General features: G+C 74.4%; 12 protein-coding genes. 6 read left to right on the forward strand and 6 right to left on the reverse strand.

Going from position 1 to position 15,770, the window contains the following annotated elements; translation table 11 throughout:
* Nucleotides 1-62 precede the first annotated feature (62 nt).
* Entirely contained in the window at nucleotides 63-629 is a 567-nt protein-coding gene (locus FRAAL_RS08060; RefSeq protein WP_050997045.1) for a RyR domain-containing protein, read from the forward strand.
* A 24-nt stretch (nucleotides 630-653) separates the two neighbouring features.
* Here the strand turns inward: FRAAL_RS08060 and FRAAL_RS08065 are convergent, their stop codons facing one another.
* Nucleotides 654-1,169: a hypothetical protein gene (locus FRAAL_RS08065; protein ID WP_011603044.1), complete on the reverse strand. Its 516-nt coding sequence runs from the start codon at nucleotides 1,167-1,169 to the stop codon at nucleotides 654-656.
* A 767-nt stretch (nucleotides 1,170-1,936) separates the two neighbouring features.
* Here FRAAL_RS08065 and FRAAL_RS08070 point away from each other — a divergent pair.
* The gene (locus FRAAL_RS08070) at nucleotides 1,937-3,367 is read left to right on the forward strand and encodes a condensation domain-containing protein (protein ID WP_231861571.1); all 1,431 of its coding nucleotides are present in this window, start codon (nucleotides 1,937-1,939) and stop codon (nucleotides 3,365-3,367) included.
* Nucleotides 3,368-3,420: 53 nt separating this feature from the next.
* Here FRAAL_RS08070 and FRAAL_RS08075 read toward each other — a convergent pair whose 3' ends face one another.
* Nucleotides 3,421-5,250, reverse strand: coding sequence for a glycosyltransferase family 4 protein (locus FRAAL_RS08075; RefSeq protein WP_011603047.1), 1,830 nt, complete (start codon nucleotides 5,248-5,250; stop codon nucleotides 3,421-3,423).
* Between the two features lie 143 nt (nucleotides 5,251-5,393).
* Here FRAAL_RS08075 and FRAAL_RS08080 point away from each other — a divergent pair, with 143 nt between their 5' ends.
* Together FRAAL_RS08080 and FRAAL_RS08085 are read left to right on the forward strand one after the other, a co-directional pair.
* Nucleotides 5,394-6,839, forward strand: coding sequence for a lipopolysaccharide biosynthesis protein (locus tag FRAAL_RS08080; protein WP_011603048.1), 1,446 nt, complete (start codon nucleotides 5,394-5,396; stop codon nucleotides 6,837-6,839).
* Nucleotides 6,840-6,981: 142 nt separating this feature from the next.
* Entirely contained in the window at nucleotides 6,982-9,528 is a 2,547-nt protein-coding gene (locus FRAAL_RS08085) for a hypothetical protein (protein ID WP_011603049.1), read from the forward strand.
* 13 nt (nucleotides 9,529-9,541) lie between these two features.
* Here the strand turns inward: FRAAL_RS08085 and FRAAL_RS08090 are convergent, their stop codons facing one another.
* Entirely contained in the window at nucleotides 9,542-10,030 is a 489-nt protein-coding gene (locus tag FRAAL_RS08090; RefSeq protein WP_041939011.1) for a GNAT family N-acetyltransferase, read from the reverse strand.
* A gap of 60 nt (nucleotides 10,031-10,090) precedes the next feature.
* Nucleotides 10,091-10,360, reverse strand: a complete 270-nt coding sequence (locus FRAAL_RS08095; RefSeq protein ID WP_041939012.1) for a type II toxin-antitoxin system TacA family antitoxin — start codon at nucleotides 10,358-10,360, stop codon at nucleotides 10,091-10,093.
* A 75-nt stretch (nucleotides 10,361-10,435) separates the two neighbouring features.
* Between FRAAL_RS08095 and FRAAL_RS08100 the strand changes: the two genes are divergently transcribed.
* Nucleotides 10,436-11,281, forward strand: a complete 846-nt coding sequence (locus tag FRAAL_RS08100) for an aldo/keto reductase (protein WP_011603052.1) — start codon at nucleotides 10,436-10,438, stop codon at nucleotides 11,279-11,281.
* Nucleotides 11,282-11,285: 4 nt separating this feature from the next.
* Here FRAAL_RS08100 and FRAAL_RS08105 read toward each other — a convergent pair whose 3' ends face one another.
* Together FRAAL_RS08105 and FRAAL_RS08110 are read right to left on the reverse strand one after the other, a co-directional pair.
* The gene (locus FRAAL_RS08105) at nucleotides 11,286-12,071 is read right to left on the reverse strand and encodes an ABC transporter permease subunit (RefSeq protein ID WP_011603053.1); all 786 of its coding nucleotides are present in this window, start codon (nucleotides 12,069-12,071) and stop codon (nucleotides 11,286-11,288) included.
* Nucleotides 12,068-13,267 carry an ABC transporter ATP-binding protein gene (locus FRAAL_RS08110; RefSeq protein ID WP_011603054.1) on the reverse strand — a complete coding sequence of 400 codons (1,200 nt, stop codon included), beginning with the start codon at nucleotides 13,265-13,267 and terminating at the stop codon, nucleotides 12,068-12,070. Before FRAAL_RS08110 ends, FRAAL_RS08105 begins: the two co-directional genes overlap by 4 nt.
* Before the next feature lie 510 nt (nucleotides 13,268-13,777).
* Here FRAAL_RS08110 and FRAAL_RS08115 point away from each other — a divergent pair.
* A complete protein-coding gene (locus FRAAL_RS08115) occupies nucleotides 13,778-15,727 on the forward strand; it encodes a PP2C family protein-serine/threonine phosphatase (RefSeq protein ID WP_011603055.1) in 1,950 nt (649 codons plus the stop codon).
* The last annotated feature ends 43 nt before the right edge of the window (nucleotides 15,728-15,770 follow it).

The raw sequence follows: 15,770 nt of genomic DNA on the forward strand, positions 1-15,770 counted from the left end.
GCGCCGCAACACCGGCAGTTCGAACCTCGGCCGCCATCCGTTTCAGAAGGAGTCACCGGGCCATGACAGTGGTTGTGAGCGGATCCTCGACCCGGCAGTCCGCAACGGCCCCCGCATCCGTGGCGGCCACCCCACCGCTGTTCGACGTGGGGTGCGTCGAGCGGATGGCGCAGGCGATCCACCGCCGCTACCTCGACCATGAGCTCGGCAAGCGGCACGAGGCGGGTTCACGCCCGGGCCTACGACCGTGGGCGGAGCTGGCCGAGCCGCTGCGGGAGGCCAATCGCGCGCAGGCCGCCCAGTACGCGGCGATCGCGCAGGCCCGTGACTGGTCGATCGTCTCCGCCGCGGCGGACGGCGACCCGTTCACCTTCACCGACGCCGAGATCGAGGAACTCGCCCGCGACGAGCACGTGCGGTGGCGCCGCCACAAGGAGCGCCAGGGCTACTCCTACGGACCGCTGCGCAGCGACGCCGGGCCGGACAAGCGACACCCGTCGATGGTGGACTGGGAGGAGCTCACCGAGGAGGACCGCGACCGCGACCGTGACGTGATCCGCAACATGCCCGCCGTGCTGGCACACGCGCGGCTGCGGGTGACCCGCCGACCGGAGGCCGACGCGGGCTGAGCCGCCTCGAGTCGGTCGGCTGAGTCAGTCGAAGCCGTTCGCGCGCAGCCACCGGCGCCGCCGGCGGGCGAGCAGGAGCCGGATGACGCGGGGCCGGCGGGCGTGGTCCTCCTCGAGGATGCGACGGACGACGGTCGCGTCGCTGACATAGCGGAAGCCGTCCTCGTCCGCCGATTCACCAAACCCCATCTCGGCCAGATCCTGCCGGTCCGGGGTCCTGTCCACCCAGCCCAGCAGGAACTCGGCGGCGGCGGGGAGTTCCACCGCCGCGGCGGTGAACTCGTGGGAGGGCTCAAGACGCAGCAGGCTCGCCGTCCGCCAGAGCGGGGCGAGCGCGCCTAAGTCGTCGCGGCGGTCCATGCTGCGCAGGCTGGCGAGGGCGACGGCGAGCAGCCCGAGGCGCAGCAGGTCGGGGTCGCCACGGCGGACCGCGAGCGAGGCCATCCGGATCCCGAAGGCCCGCAGGGTCTCCGCCTCCACCTCCGGGCGGATCAGGTCCAGTAACTGCTCGAGACCGCCACCGCGCCGTACCTTGCGCAACAGTGTGACGATAGCGAGGTCGCGTTCATGGGGGATTGTTTGGTCGGCGTAGTGCGCCGATGATTCTCCAGTGAGGCAGACGAGGTCCGCGAGCTCAATCCGGCCCGACGGGCACCTCTCGTCCCCGGTCATGGCGCTCCTCTCCGCAATGGGTCGGTCGGCGCTCGCGCCAACCCTGGACGCCCCAGCCTGCGATGGCGGCGACCGGCGCCCACCCGAACGGCCGCCACCGGTCCGTGCCCGGGCGGGCTCGCCGGTGCGGTCCTGCGACCCGGTGGCCGAGCGCCCCGATCGCGCAGAGTGTCGCCACGATGACCGGGAGGATCATGGGGGCATCCTCTCAGGTCCCGCCGGAGACGACCAGTAGGTAGCACTGGGTGACAGGGTGCCCGTTTCGGTACGGGGGGTAGGACGACGGTGCGGGCCGCACGCGACCTTTGGGATCTGTTACGCCCACATATTGGCTACTTTGCGTGAGTGGCGGCCCGGCGTGCGGAGGGGACATGCGTCCTGCTCGGCGCCGTTTTTGTGGCCTCTGCCTGCCATGTCCCGGTTCGGGGTCACCTTCCGGGGGCGGGTCCGGATGGTCCGGCGGTGGGTGACCTCGGCCCCGAGCGGGCGATTTCTCCTGGTTACGCTTGACCTGCTCCTCGACGGCGACGCGCGCCATCGCCGTGAAATCGCGAAATCCCCTGCAGAGAGGCCGGCCTACGACAATGGGATTGGCGCAGGACGGCGGGGCTCCGGCACCGCCGATACCCGATCGGGTGTTGACTCCCGGTGAGCAGATTCTCGCCGCGTCGGACCGGGCGAGTGCGCCGCTGACCTGCGGGCTGTTCGTCCAGTCGACGGGGCGGCTGGACCCGGCGCGGCTGCGGGCCGCGGTGTGGACGGTGATCCGTCGTCATCCGATGGCCCGCGCTGTGCTCTACGGATCCCGCCAGCACGCCTGGCGGTTCCCCGCCGAACCGACGGCAGATCCGGTCGGTTTCGTCGACGACGGAACCGACGGGTGGCGCATCCACGAAATCCTGTCCTCGGCGCCGTTCGACCTGCACCGCTACCCGCCGATCCGGGTGGCGCTGATCCGGCGGGCCGACGGCGACCAGCTCAGCGTGGTGGCCCACCACCTCGCCTTCGACGGCCTGCGGCTCGCCGCGCTCGTCGCCGAGATCCTCGACCACTACCGGGAGGCGGCCTACGACGCCGACCGCGACGGCGCCGTCGCGTCGGGCGAGGGACACCGCGGCGTGCCGGCGGGCGTGGCGCCGCTGGCCCGGGCCGGGGTGCCCGGCTGGGCCGCGCTCGTCCGCCGGTCCGGGCGCTACATCACGCCGCTGGCGGTGGGGGGCGACGGCTACGGCTTCCACCCGCTGATCCTGGCGGCGCCGGACGAGCGGCGGACGTTGCCGGACGGCCGGCGGATGACCATCAACGACCTGCTGATCGGCGCGGCGCACCTCGCGATCGACCGGTGGAACTCCCGCCGGGGCGGCGAGTCCAGCCGGCTGCGGATCCGGATGCCGATCGACCTGGGGTCGGCGTCGTCGTTCGCCGCGGTGCCGTCCTCGTCGTCCTTCCCCGCGGCGTCCGAGATCAGCGGCAACCGGACCGGTCAGACGATCATTTCGAGCGAGGTCGCCGACCGGGTGGACTCGCTGCAGCTCGCCGTGCGCGTGGTGGACCAGACCGACCTGGCCAAGCAGGTCGTCCCGCCGGCCGTGCCGGGGCTCTCCGGCGCGCTGGGGATCGCCGCGGCCCGGTTCGTGCCCGGCCCGTGGCGCAGCACGCTGCTGCGCTGCGGGGTCGCCGCGGGGCGCCCGGTGCTTGCCCCGACCGCCGCGGTCAGCAACCTCGGTCGCTTCGACGAGCTGGCTGGCGCCGCCGGGCGGCCGATCAGCGCCGTGTACTTCACCGGGACGGCCGGGATGCCGCAGGGGTTGTTCATCGGCGTGCTCGGGATGGGCGACAGCCTGCACGTCACGTTCGGCTACCACCGTCACCTTCTCGGCCCGGGCTCGGTGCCGACCTTCGCGGATCTGTACCGGGCCGCCTTCGTCGAGCTGAGCGACACCGGTGCGGCCGTGCCGGCGGCGGCGACCGCGCCGACCCCCGCCGTGGCCAGGGCCCCGCGGCCGGACCGCGCGGCGGCCCCCGCGGTGACCACCCGCCGCGGCGGGGCCGTCCCGTCGCGTTGAGGCGAGGCCGGGCGGCGCGCCGACGGGCCGCAGGCGCCGCCCGGCCGGGCCGCTCACCCGCGGCCGGCGGACGCCCCCCGGCCGTCGGACACTCCGCCGCCGGCGGACACCCTGCGGCTGGTGGGCACTCGGGCGGCCGGCGGGAAACCGGAGGCCGGCGGTGCGTCGGCCCCCGACGCCAGCTCGCGGCTCGCGGCGAGCAGCAGGTCCTCCCCGGTGCCGGGACGCAGCCGAGGCTCGGCGGACACCCCGGCCCGGGCCAGCGCCGCCCGCGCGGCGGCCTCGCCGGCGCCGTAGAGGACGGCGACCGCCTCGGCCCCGTCGGGATCCGGCCGGTACACCAGGTCGGTGCGGCGCAGGGCGGGGCGGGGCGCGCCGGCCGGCAGCGTGAACGTGGCGTGGGTGAGCTCGTCGTCGACCCGGCGGCGATCGCGTGCCACCCTCCGCCCCCGGCCCGCGCTCGACGGCCGCGCCTGCCGGTCGATCTCCGCGGTGACCACCCGGGCGAGCAGCTCGGCGCCGGCGTCCCAGGTGAAGCCGGCCGCCCAGGCGCGCGCGGCCGCGCGCAGCCGGGCCGCGGCGGGTGGATCGGCCAGCGTCCGCAGCGCGGTGCCGATCGTGCCCGCCAGCGGCACGCCCTCGTCGACGAGCCAGCCCGTCGTCCCGTCCCGGACCGCGTCGCGCAGCCCCGGCACCCGGAACGCCACCGCCGGCACCCCGAGGGCGGCCGCCTCCAGCACCGACAGCCCCCAGCCCTCCCCGTGCGAGGGGTTCACCGTCAGCCAGGCCGAGGCCAGCAGCCGGTCGCGGGTGGCCGCGTCGGTGTAACCATGCCACCGAACAACGTCGCCGCCGGGGGAGTCGCCGCCGGGGGAGTCGCCGCCAGGGGAGTCGCCGCCGGGGGAGTCGCCGCCGCGGGCGTGGCCCTCCCCGAGGGCGCCGCCGGCGGAGGCGGTCGTCAGCCCGAGCGCGACCGCGCGGGCGACCAGTCGCTGCCGGTCGGGGCCGTCGCCGACGACGTGGACGGTCAGACCCGGATGGGCGGCGACCAGCGCCGGCAGCGCGTCGAGGAGCAGGTGCAGCCGCTTGTGCGGCACGAGCCGACCGACGCACACGATCGTCGGCTCCGCGGCGGGACGCCCCGTCCCCCGGTCCGCCCCATCCGCCGAGGACGCCAGTCCGCCGGTGGTCATGGGGGAGGGGACGGAGGCGGTCATGGGGGAGGGGACGGAGGTGGTCATGGGGGAGGGGACGGAGGCGGTCACGCCGTTGGGGACGAGGAAGCGCGGGCCGGGCAGGCCCAGCACCTCGCGCGCCTCCATCCGGGTCGAGGGGGAGACGACGACCACCGGGCGACGGCGGTAGACCAGCCGGCTGCCCGGCGCCTCCAGCACCTGCCCGACCCTGGCCACCGGACCCGGGAAGTACAGCGGGAACTGCTTCTGGTGGACATGGTGCAGCACCTGGACGATCGGCGTGGACGCCGGCAGGACCAGCGGGCTGAAGAACGGGATCCCGTTCTGACAGTCGACGACCGCGTCGACCCGGTGGCCACCCCGGCCGAGGCCCGCCAGCCGGCCCAGCACGGACGGATAGACCCCGAAGGTGCCACCGCCCCGGCGGACGTCCACCCCGGCCACGTGCTCGGCCACCGGGAGCGACTGCCCCTCGCCCCCGGCCGGCCGGGAGGTCAGCAGCGTCACCCGCGCGCCGGCCGCGGCGAACCGCTCGGCGATCGACTGGCAGAACAGCTCGGCCCCCCCGGCCTGCGGGTGGTCCTGATCACGCCAGTTGAGGAAGACGACATGCCGGCCGGCGAGGGTGGGCAGGTACCGGTGCTCCCCGAGCCTGGCGGGATGCGGCGTGCTGGGGCTTCCGATCACCGGTGGCGTTCCTCTCGGTCCGATCGACAGGGCTTAGCATGTTCGCCTGCAACCTACAGATGTCGGAAAAATCGGCGGGCACATACCATTGCCGGTGTTCCGCCACGGGTGATCGACGTGTTCCGTTCCCGATGGGGAGACTGATGGCGAAGCCCTCGCGAGAGGCTGTGTCCGGCCTGTTGGCCGGCCCGGCAGCCCTGGCGGTCGCCGGCATGCTCGTCAACGGCTGCAACCTGCTGATGAACCTGATCGTCGCGCGCGCCCTGGACTCCGATTCCTACGGCGCCGTGTCCGTTCAGGTGAGCATCTTCCTGATCCTGTCGGTCGCCGGAAATGCCCTGCTCATCGCCGTTGTGCAGCACGAGACGTCCGGAACCGGTGACACTCGCCGCGAGCAGTGGTCCTGGATCCGCCGGCTGCGCGGGGCCTGCGGCGTCGCGATCGTCGTCGCCACCGTCGCCGCCCTGGCGCTGTCCCGTCCGGCGGCGGCGCTGATGTCCTACCCCCACCCGGTGGCGATCGCCGAGGCCACGATCGGGGCCGCGTTGTGGACGCTGCTGTGCGTCGAGCGCGGCCTGATGCAGGCCCGCGGCGCCTATCCGCGGCTGGCCGTGAACTTCGTGGTCGAGGGCTTCGTCCGGATCGGTCTGGTGATCGCCTTCGTGGTCTCGGGCATGGGGGTCAACGGCGCGGGGCTCGGCATCGTCATCGGCGTGATCGTGGGCGCCGAGCATGCCCGCTGGGCGGTCGCCCGCACCCCGCGGCTACCCCGTCCGGCGACCGTGCGCACGTGGTCGGCGCCGCTGCCCGACGACGGCACCGCGGCGGCCACCGGCCCGATTCCGATGCCGATTCCGGCCCCGCGGGCCAGCGCCCGCCAGAGTGTCATCGCCGACACCACCGTGGCGCTCGGTGCGCTCATCCCGCTGGCCCTGCTGCAGAACATGGACGTCGTCATCGTCGGTTGGCTGGGTACGGACGGGGTGGGCGGCTACGCGGCGATCTCGACGGCCTGCAAGGTGCCGGTCTTCATCGGGCTGGCGGTGGCCAACTTCCTGCTGCCCGAGGCGGCCCGGCGGCGCAAGGAGGGCCGTCCGGCCGGGGCGACCCTGGCCGTGGCCCTCGCGTTCGTCGTCACGCCCGGCCTGTTTCTCGCCGCGATCGGTCTGGTCGGGGCGAAGTGGCTGCTGGGCCTGGTGTTCGGGCCCCACCTGACCGGCGCGGCCCCCGCCCTGTGGGTGTTGGCGCTGAGCATGACGCTGTTGGCCGTCACGCTCATGTTCACCACCTACCTGCTCGGCGCGGGGGTGCGCCGGGTGGTCGGGGTGCTGGCGGTCGCCACGGTGGCGACGGCGGGAGCGCTGGTCTCGGCCGGCGGCGGCTCGATGGCGACGGCGACGGCGGCGCTCGCCGCCGAGTCGGTGACCGCACTCGCGGTCGGGCTGCTCGTGGTCCAGCTCCATCACGCCGACCGGCAGGCGGCGGGCAGGCAGGCTAGTGAGGCCGGGCGCGGCGGCGAGGACGCGCCGCTCGGCGCCGTCTCGATCAGCGACGCGCGGCCCGAGGAAGGCTTCCCCGCGCCGGTCTAGGCGCCCCCGGACGGGCGTGGTCCAAAGACCATGTCCGATATGTCGTCCTGATCTGTCGGGTACGGTCGTCCTACTCGGCCGGGGCCCCCCACCCTCCGGCCTCGAGAGGGCCCACCGGCGTTGAGAGGCGAGGCCACCGTACATGCCAGCCAAGATCCGTTCGGATGCCGACGGCGGTGAGCGCGGGCGCACCACAGTCGGCAGATCTGGCCGCCGTCGCGGCAGGGACACCCACGACGGCCATGACCGAGCAAGCCGTCCCGACGCCGCTTCTGCGGACGCCCCTGACCCGGACGCCGTTGCTTCGAATGCCCCTGACCCGGATGCCCCTGACCCGGACAACCCTGACCCGGACAACCCCGGCCTGAACAACCCTGGCTCGGACGCGCGCGATGCGGACCCCGCGGCCCGGGATCGTGACCCCACTCGCCGCAGCGCCACCCCCGGCGACGGCAACCACGACCACGACACCCTGCCCGGCCGCGGCAAGCAGGTCCGGATCGGCAGGCAGGTCCGCTTCGGGAAGGGCCACGCCTCCGCCAGCGGCCAGGCCTCCCACGACCGCCCTGGCTCCCACGACCGTCATGCGCCCGGCGACCGCGCCGCCGGCGACCGTCATGCCGCCGGCGACCGTCATGCCGCCGGCGGCGGCCGCGCCATCCACGGCGGCCACAGTGCCAAGGACGGCGCCGACGGCGGTGCGAGCAGCGATGATCACGACACGCTGCCGGGTCGTACCGGTGCCTTCGTCCTCGCCGACACCGACCAGAACGAACACGGTCGCCGGGCCCGTCGCCGGGCCCGCGCCGGTCGGCGGGACCGTGCCACCGAGGCCACCTGGATCGGGGCCGCGGACCTGCCCGGCGCCGACCAGCCGGAGAGCTCCGCCAAGCCGGCCGCGGCCGCGGCCCCGGCTCCGGCCGCGCCGGGCGACGGGGCGGGCGAGCAGGCCGGGGCGGGCGACAGGGCCGCGGGTGCGGAGCACGCCCGGCTCAGCCGCCGGCGGCTGCTCGTGACCGCCGTGGGGCTCGGCGCCGCCGCGGGTGGCGGGCTCATCGCCGGGCGGCTGCTGTCGTCGGATGGGTCGGTGCCCGGCGGCCTGCCCCGGGGCCAGCCGTCCACTCCGGTCGGCGGGGTCACGGCCGGCCCCTCGGTGCAGGCCGGCTCGGTGACGAAGCTGCCCGAGAACCTGCTGACCATCTACGGCGCGCCCGGCAGCTTCGGCAACTTCGACGGCGGCCAGACGACGGTCCGGGTCACCGAGGTGCCCGGGTGGGGCTTCGGCCCCGGTCAGGCCGCGTTCATGTCCGCGGTGTCGGCCGACGGGACCGTGTTCGTGACGACCACGCCGTTCTCCGACGACCAGTCGAAGCTGACCGGTACCGACATGGAGATCGAGGTCTTCGAGCCGGACATCGAGCGGTTCACCCGGCTGGTGATCCCCTCGACGAAGGGCCGGCTGAGCCTGCCCCGGCTCGATCCGAACTACCGCGGCGTCGGCGGCGGGGACACCTCCGACGTGATCGTCGTGCCCGGCCCGGACGGCGCCCAACGGGTGCTGTTCACCTCGCTGATGCCCTACTTCGGCTGGAACACGGCCGTCGACGGGGAGCTGCCGAGCGTCGGCCAGCTCCGCCGGGACCAGCCGACCGCACGATGGGTCTACGACCCGCAGGAGTCCTGGACGGCGCAGCAGCTCGCCACCGCGACCTCGCCGTCCCTCGCCGCCCGGGCCTTCCCGGTGCTCGGCCCGCTGCAGCCGCGTTCCTCGCGCGGCCCGGCGTCCATCGCCCGCCTGCCCCGCAGCGGGCACCTGGTCATCGCCCAGTACCTGGGTGCCGGCGGCGGCGGAACCGACAACGGGGCGCTGCTCGTCGTCGACGTGGCCGGCCGGGTCCTGGCGCACTGGCAGTATCCGCAGGTCCGGCCCCTGGGCATCGCCCTGGTCGTCAACCCGCGAGAGGTTGTCGCCGACCCGACCAGCGAACCGGACGACGAGCGGTTCGTCCTCATCAGCGACGTGCGGGGCCTGGACTACAGCACCCAGCCGTTCCCGATCCAGGAGTTCTCCTACTCGGCGTCCCGCGGCACCATCACCCCGTGCAGCACCGCGGTGCGGGCCGTGCAGGACGGGTCCCGGATGGAGTCGGCCGTGTTCGGCGCGGACGGCACGCTCTACGTGGCGCGGACGAAGAGTGACGGCCTGCGCGCCGAGACCGTGGCCGTCTACCCGAAGCTCGGCCGCGAGCGCGGCCTGGTGACCCGCGCGCCGGCGACCGGCAACTGGCCGACGGACACCTGGGGCATCGCGAACCAGCCCGACTACCTGGTGGCCGGCACCGACCAGGGCGGGCTGGTCCGCAGCATCACCCTCGATCCGCGGACCGGCGCGATCCTGCTTGCCGGCCTCGACGGGCTGGTGCAGGTCGTGCGGCCGGCGGGGCGCGGCGCACGGATGACCTTCCGCACCGAGCCGCCCATCGACGTGGGCCTGAACATGCTGCGCGGTCCGTCGACCCGCTACGTCGGGGTGCGCCGCGGCGCGGTCGACCCGTTGCGGCGCAGCCTGTGGCTGCCCGTCAACCAGATGGTGCTCGACGGCCTGCCCTGGCCGTACCCGCCGTTCAAGCTCGACCAGTGGCTGATGCGGGTCGACCTCGACGTCCTGCTCGGCGACGACCAGGGGTGACGGCTGCGCGGGCTCAGCCGCCGGCCACGGCGCGCAGCGGCAGCGCCAGCAGGTGGGGATCGAACCGGGCGTCCCGGAAGCCGACATGGCGGTAGAAGGCGCGCCCGGGCTCCCGCATCGCATGGGCGAGCAGCAGGGGTAGCCCGACCATCCGATGCACGGTGAGGGAGCGCATCACCGCGTCGCGGACGAGTCGGGCGCCGATCCCGCGGCCCTGGTGGCGCAGATCGACGGCGAGCCGGCCGACGAACATGGCCGCGACCGGCTCGGTCGGCCGCCGCGAGCGCCGGCGCGAGCCGGGGATGCGTTCCACGGCGGCCGTCGCCAGGCAGTAGTAGCCGGCGATCCGGTCGGCGTCGAGGATCACGAACGTGTTCGTGGTCCTTTCCTGCTGGTGTTCGAGGGCGTGGTGGCGCAGCCAACCGTCGAGCAGGTCGTCCCCGCTGTTGAAGGTCGTGCGATCCATGGCCTCGGTCAGGGCCGCGGGTTTGGTCAGGGGCACTGCGTGACATCCTTCTTGCCGGGTCGGGGACGCGGTCGGGAGGCGGTGGGCGGTGGCGGACTACTCCGCGCCCGGCTCGTCGTCCAGCAGCCGGCGCAGCCGGGGGGTGTCCGCCGGTGGCCCGTCGAGCAGCGCCTCGAACGCGCCCCAGTCCGTGTCCGCCACGCGAAACAGCCGACGGTCGGCCAGGACCTCCTGGGCGTACCGCTTCATCGCCTCGACGGCGAAGTCCTCAAGCGACAGGCCCTCACCCTCCGCGGCGGACCGGATGACGTCCGCCGAGTCCGCGGGTAGCTGCACGGCGAGTCTGTCGTCCCTGGCGGCACTCATGCTGGCAGTCTGCTCCCCGCGCGTCCGGGCTCGCTCGCTGGGTCTGCCTCACCGTGACAGAAAGGTCTGCGCGCCGTGCCGCCTTCGCCCGTTCCCACCGTCCCCCTCGCGCACGGCGCCCGGATGCCCCAGCTCGGGCTCGGGACCTGGCCGCTGGACGACCACGCGGTCCAGGGCGTCGTGGAGCAGGCGATCGGGCTGGGCTACCGGCTGATCGACACCGCCCACAACTACGGCAACGAGAAGGGGGTCGGCGCCGGTCTGCGCGCCGCGGGGGTGGCCCGCGAGGAGCTGTTCGTCACCACGAAGTTCAACAAGCGCTCACACAGCGTGCGGGGGGTGCGTCGGGCAGCCGCGGAGAGCACCCGGCGCATGGGCCTCGACTACGTCGACCTGTTGCTCATCCACTGGCCCAACCCGTGGCGGGACCGGTACGTCGCCGCCTGGAAGGGCCTCGTCGACCTGGTGAAGGACGGTCAGGTGCGGGCCATCGGCGTGTCGAACTTCAAGACGACCCACCTGGACCGGCTGCTGGCCGAGACCGGGGTCGCCCCGGACGTCAACCAGATCCAGCTCGATCCGCGGCTCGGCCGGGGCGCGATCCGCGCCTACCACGCCGAGCACGGCATCGTCACCGAGGCCTGGAGTCCGCTGGGTGCCGGCACCGGCCTGCTCGACGAACCCGTCATCGCCCGGATCGCCGCCGCGCACGGCCGCACACCCGCGCAGGTCGTGCTGCGATGGCACGTCGAGCTCGGCGTGGTGGCAGTGCCGAAGTCGGCCAGCCCCGCCCGGCTGGCCGAGAACATCGACGTGTTCGACTTCAGCCTGACCGCGGCGGAGATCACAGCCATCTCCGACCTCGACCGCGGGGCCGCCGGCGAGGCCGACGCCCTGGACTCCGACGTCTTCGGCCACTGATTGATCAGGCGGTCATGTCCCGCCGCCGGAAGACCACCAGGGCGAGCAGCACCATGGCGCCGGCGTAGACCACCCCGCGCAGCAGGGCGTCGGCGTAGGGCGTGGGGTCGGCGGCGCCGCCGGTGGCGATCTCCTGCATGAGCTGCACCGGCAACCAGGAGCGCGCCGGGTGGTAGATGCGCGCGATCAGCATCTCCACCGGAAGCGCGTAGGCGAGCGCGACGGCGATCGCGGCCGCGGGCCCGCGCAGCAGGATCGCGGCCAACGCCCCGATCGCCGCGTAACCCAGCGAGCCGAGGCACAGGTTGACGAAGCCGGTGCCGAGATCGGCCAGCCCCGCCCCACTGCTCCAGGCCGCGGTGGACACCCCCCGGGCCGGCGCCAGCAGGAACGACAGCCCCACGGAGACGGCCGTGGCCGCGCCGACGACCAGGACGACGAAGGCCGCCAGGGCGAGCAGCTTGCCGGTGAGCAGCCGGGCCCGGTGGGGTTGGGCGACGAGCTGGTTGCGCAGGGTGCCGTGACTGTAGTCGCCAGCCAGGGCGGCGGCGACCACCGACAGCGCCACCACCCCCAGCAGGATGCTGACGGCCTGCACGCCCTGGATCAGGCCGTCCGACCGGGACAGGGCGACGGCGGTGACGGGATCGCCGTCGAAGTCCCGGTGCCCGACCGAGAAGAAGGTCAGCACGGTGCCAAGGAGGGCACACGCGATGACGGCGCCGAGCGTGCCCAGCAGGAACCGGGGCCGCAGCAGGGGCACCCATTCGGCCCGGAACGCCGTGATCACGTGGCGCCCCCGCGGCTGTGGGCCGGGTCGAGCCCGGCGCCCGCGGGCGGCGGCACGCTCCCGTCCGGCGCCTGCCCGGCCTGGGCGGTACGGACCAGGTCGCCGTCGATCTCTCCGGTGACGCGCAGGAAGGTCTCCTCCAGGTTGGGGCGATGGGTGCGCAGCGAGCGCAGGGTGATACCGGCGTGCATCGCGAGCCGGTTGAGGTGGGCGGCCAGCCCCTCCGGGGCGTGCGCGGTCACGACCGGCAGGCGACCCCGGGTGGCCGAGGCGTTCGGGGGGCCGGTGCGCAGATCGATCTCGACGCGCAGGCCCTTGTCACCGAGCAGCCCGGCGAGCCGGCGCGCGTCGCCGTCGTGCTCGGGGATCATCAGGATGCGGGGGTCCTCGGCCGCGAGCAGGTCGGTGACGTGGCCCTGGAACAACATCCGCCCGCCATTGATCATGACGAGGTGGTCGCAGATCTGCTCGACCTCGGTGAGCAGGTGGCTGGAGACGAAGATGGTCATCCCCCCGCCGGCGAGCTGGCCGAGCAGCGCCCGGATCTCCCGGATGCCCGCCGGGTCCAGACCGTTGGTCGGCTCGTCCAGGATGAGCAGGCACGGGTCGGGCAGCAGGGCGGCGGCGATGCCGAGGCGCTGCTTCATGCCGAGGGAGTAGGTGCTGAACCGGTCGTCGGCCCGTTCGCCCAGTCCCACCTGCCCCAGCACTTCCTCGACGCGGCGCTGCCGGCGGGCCCGGTGCCAGCCCCCGATCCCGCGCAGGACCGCGAGCTGATCGAGGTTGCGCCGGCCCGACAGGCCCGGGTGGAACGTCGGGCCCTCGATCATCGCGCCGACCCGGTGCAGGTAGCGGTCCGGCTCGGTGATCGGCTCACCCAGGACGTGGCCGTGGCCGGCCGACGGTCGGATGAGGCCCAGCAGCATCCGCAGGGTGGTGGACTTGCCGGCGCCGTTGGGCCCGACGAAGCCGGACAGCGCCCCGCGGGGCACCTGGAGGTCGAGATGGTCCACGGCGCGCCGGGCGCCGTAGCGCTTGGTCAGCCCGCGGGTCCAGATCGCCGTGTCGACGTGGGCCAGGCCCGCCGACCCGGCCGAGACGGCCGGCGAGGCGGCCCTCCCGTGGGCCGGGTCGTGGTGCGAAGGGGCCGGGTCGTGGTGTGCGTGGGCCGGGTCGGTGGCCGAACCGGAAGTCATCGTGGTGCTGCTCCCACCCTGTGTGTCGGATGCCCGCCGCAGGGGCGCCCCGCGACGGCGAGCGTCGGGGAGTGCGACCGGGGCGGCCCAGGAGCGCTCGTGGCCCGGTCGAGTGGCGTGCACCCGCGAAAGTCAGGGGGCGGCACGTCCACGGATGTCAACGACCAGCCCGCGGGCCGGGTTCCGGCTCCACGGCGTCACCTGTTGTTTTCCCGCCGGTTGACCTCGTCACGCGCCGAGGTTCGGCGGAGAAGAGTAAATCGGCCATTTGGCTGCATTGCCTGACCGACTTCGTTTTTCGTACCACCGATGACTCGGCTGCCTTTCTGGACGCGATCTGGCGGTACCGCCGGGCATGTTCCCGGTCGCCCGGTCCGCATTCCTCGGCCGTCGGGTGCTCCGGACCCGTCGGGTTGCACGTCGGGACTGCCCGCCGGACGGCCGCCGGGTCAACCGGGACGCCCGTCACCCGGCACAACCCGCCCCCGACGGGTGGACGACAATCCTGGCGTGGGCGAAACGGCTGGCCTCCGGCGCGGCATCCGGACGCTGACGCTGCTCGCCAGCGTCGCGATCATTGTGATGCTGGTGCTGGCCGTGGCCTCCGCCCTGCGGTCGCAGCACGCCGCCACCGAGCGGGGCAAGCACCTCGACCCCGCGGCCACGACCACCGCGATGCTCCTCGCGGACATCGTCGATCAGGAAAGCGCGCTGCGCGGCTACATCGTCACCCGCGACCGCGGCTTCCTGAAGCCGTTCGACGACTCCCGGCGTTCGGTCCCCGCGCTCAACGCGCGGCTGGACGACCTGCTGGCCGACTTCCCCGACCTGCGGGCGCAGCGGACCCGGGTGGACGTCGCCTACGGGACCTGGCGGCGCGAGGTCGTCGAGCCGGAGCTGGCCGCGATGGCCCGCGGCGACGTGGCCGGGGCCGCCGGCATCGTCCGCGCGAACGCCCGCCGGGACTTCGACGAGCTGCGCCGCCAGACCGCCCGCCTCGCCGGACAGATCGACCGCGAGCAGGTCGAGGCGTCCGGGCGGGTCGAGAGCTCCTCCGTGCTGCTGCTGAGCTCGCTGGCCAGCGCGATGTTCGTCATCCTCGGCGTCCTGGTGACGATCATGATCGTGCTGCGCCGCTGGCTGCTGCGCCCGATCGGCGCCCTGCAACGGTCGGTCAACTCCGTGGCGGCCGGGCGTTACGACACGCGGATCCCCTCGGTGGGCCCGGCGGAGATCGTGGCGCTGGCGGCCGACGTCGAGACGATGCGCGCCCAGCTCGTGCGCCTCGTGCGGCAGAACGAGCGGTCCTGGGAGGCGCTGGCGCAGCAGGGGCCCGCCGTCATCGCCCTGCGTGACGCGCTCACCCCCTCCCTGCTGCGCGCCCGCGGGCTGATGCTGCACGGGCGGGTCGACCCGGCCCAGGGGGAGCTCGCGGGGGACTGGTACGACGCCTTCGAACTGCCCGACGGGCGCGTCGCCGTGGTCGTGGGCGACGTCTCGGGCCACGGCGCCGCGGCGGGCGTCTTCGCCCTGCGGCTCAAGCAGCTCCTCGACGCCGCACTGTCCACCGGCGCCGGGCCGGCCGCCGCGGTGGAATGGGCGGTGGAGAACCTCGGCGAGACCGAGGAGATGTTCGCCACCGCCATCATCGCCGTCGTCGATCCACGCAGTGGGGAGCTGCACTACGTCAACGCCGGCCACCCGGACGCGCTGCTGCTGCGCCGGGCCGGGCCGGCCTGGGCGATGGCCGCGCCGACGACACCGCCGACGACACCGCCGGCCATCGGTCTGGTCACGGCGCCGGCGACACCGCCGTTCGGCGCGGCCCGCCCGGCCGCGCCGCCGGCCATTCCCCGCCCGGCCGCGCCGGCCGACCCGACGCCCGTCTCCGCGGCCGACGCCAGGGCCGACGCCGCGGTGGACGTCCCGGTCGACGTCTCGGCTGACGCCGCGGAGCCGGCCCGCAGGCGGCCGGCCGGCGGCGCGGCGGGCAACGCCGGCGCCGGTGGAACCCGGCCGTCGGCGAACATCAGCGCGATCGTGGGGCCGGCGGCCGGTGCACGCCGCGGGCCGGCGAACCCGCCGCCCGCGCCGAAGGGGGGCCGCCGGCACGCCGCCGCCCAGATCGTGCGGCTGCCGCCGACGGGTCCGCTGATGTCGGGACTGCTCGCCGCGCCCGGCGCGTGGGAGATCCGGACGTTGCACCTCGAACCGGGGGACGTGCTCATCGCCTACACCGACGGGCTGGTGGAGGCACGCGACGCCGCCGGGAGCCAGTTCGGCGCGCACCGGCTGATCGCGGAGATCCTGCGTGACCCCGGCCGCACCCCGGTGGGCCTGCTCGACGACGCCTTCGACGCCGTGCGCCGGCATGCCCCGGGCCGGCAGGGCGACGACCGCACCGCGATCATCCTGGCTCGCACCAGCGAGCCGGCGACGATCACCGACGGGCGGTCGTGACGCCGACAATGGCGTGGTTACCGCGGTTTTCGGGTACATCAAC

Source organism: Frankia alni ACN14a, from assembly GCF_000058485.1.
In the GTDB taxonomy this organism is placed as follows: domain Bacteria; phylum Actinomycetota; class Actinomycetes; order Frankiales; family Frankiaceae; genus Frankia; species Frankia alni.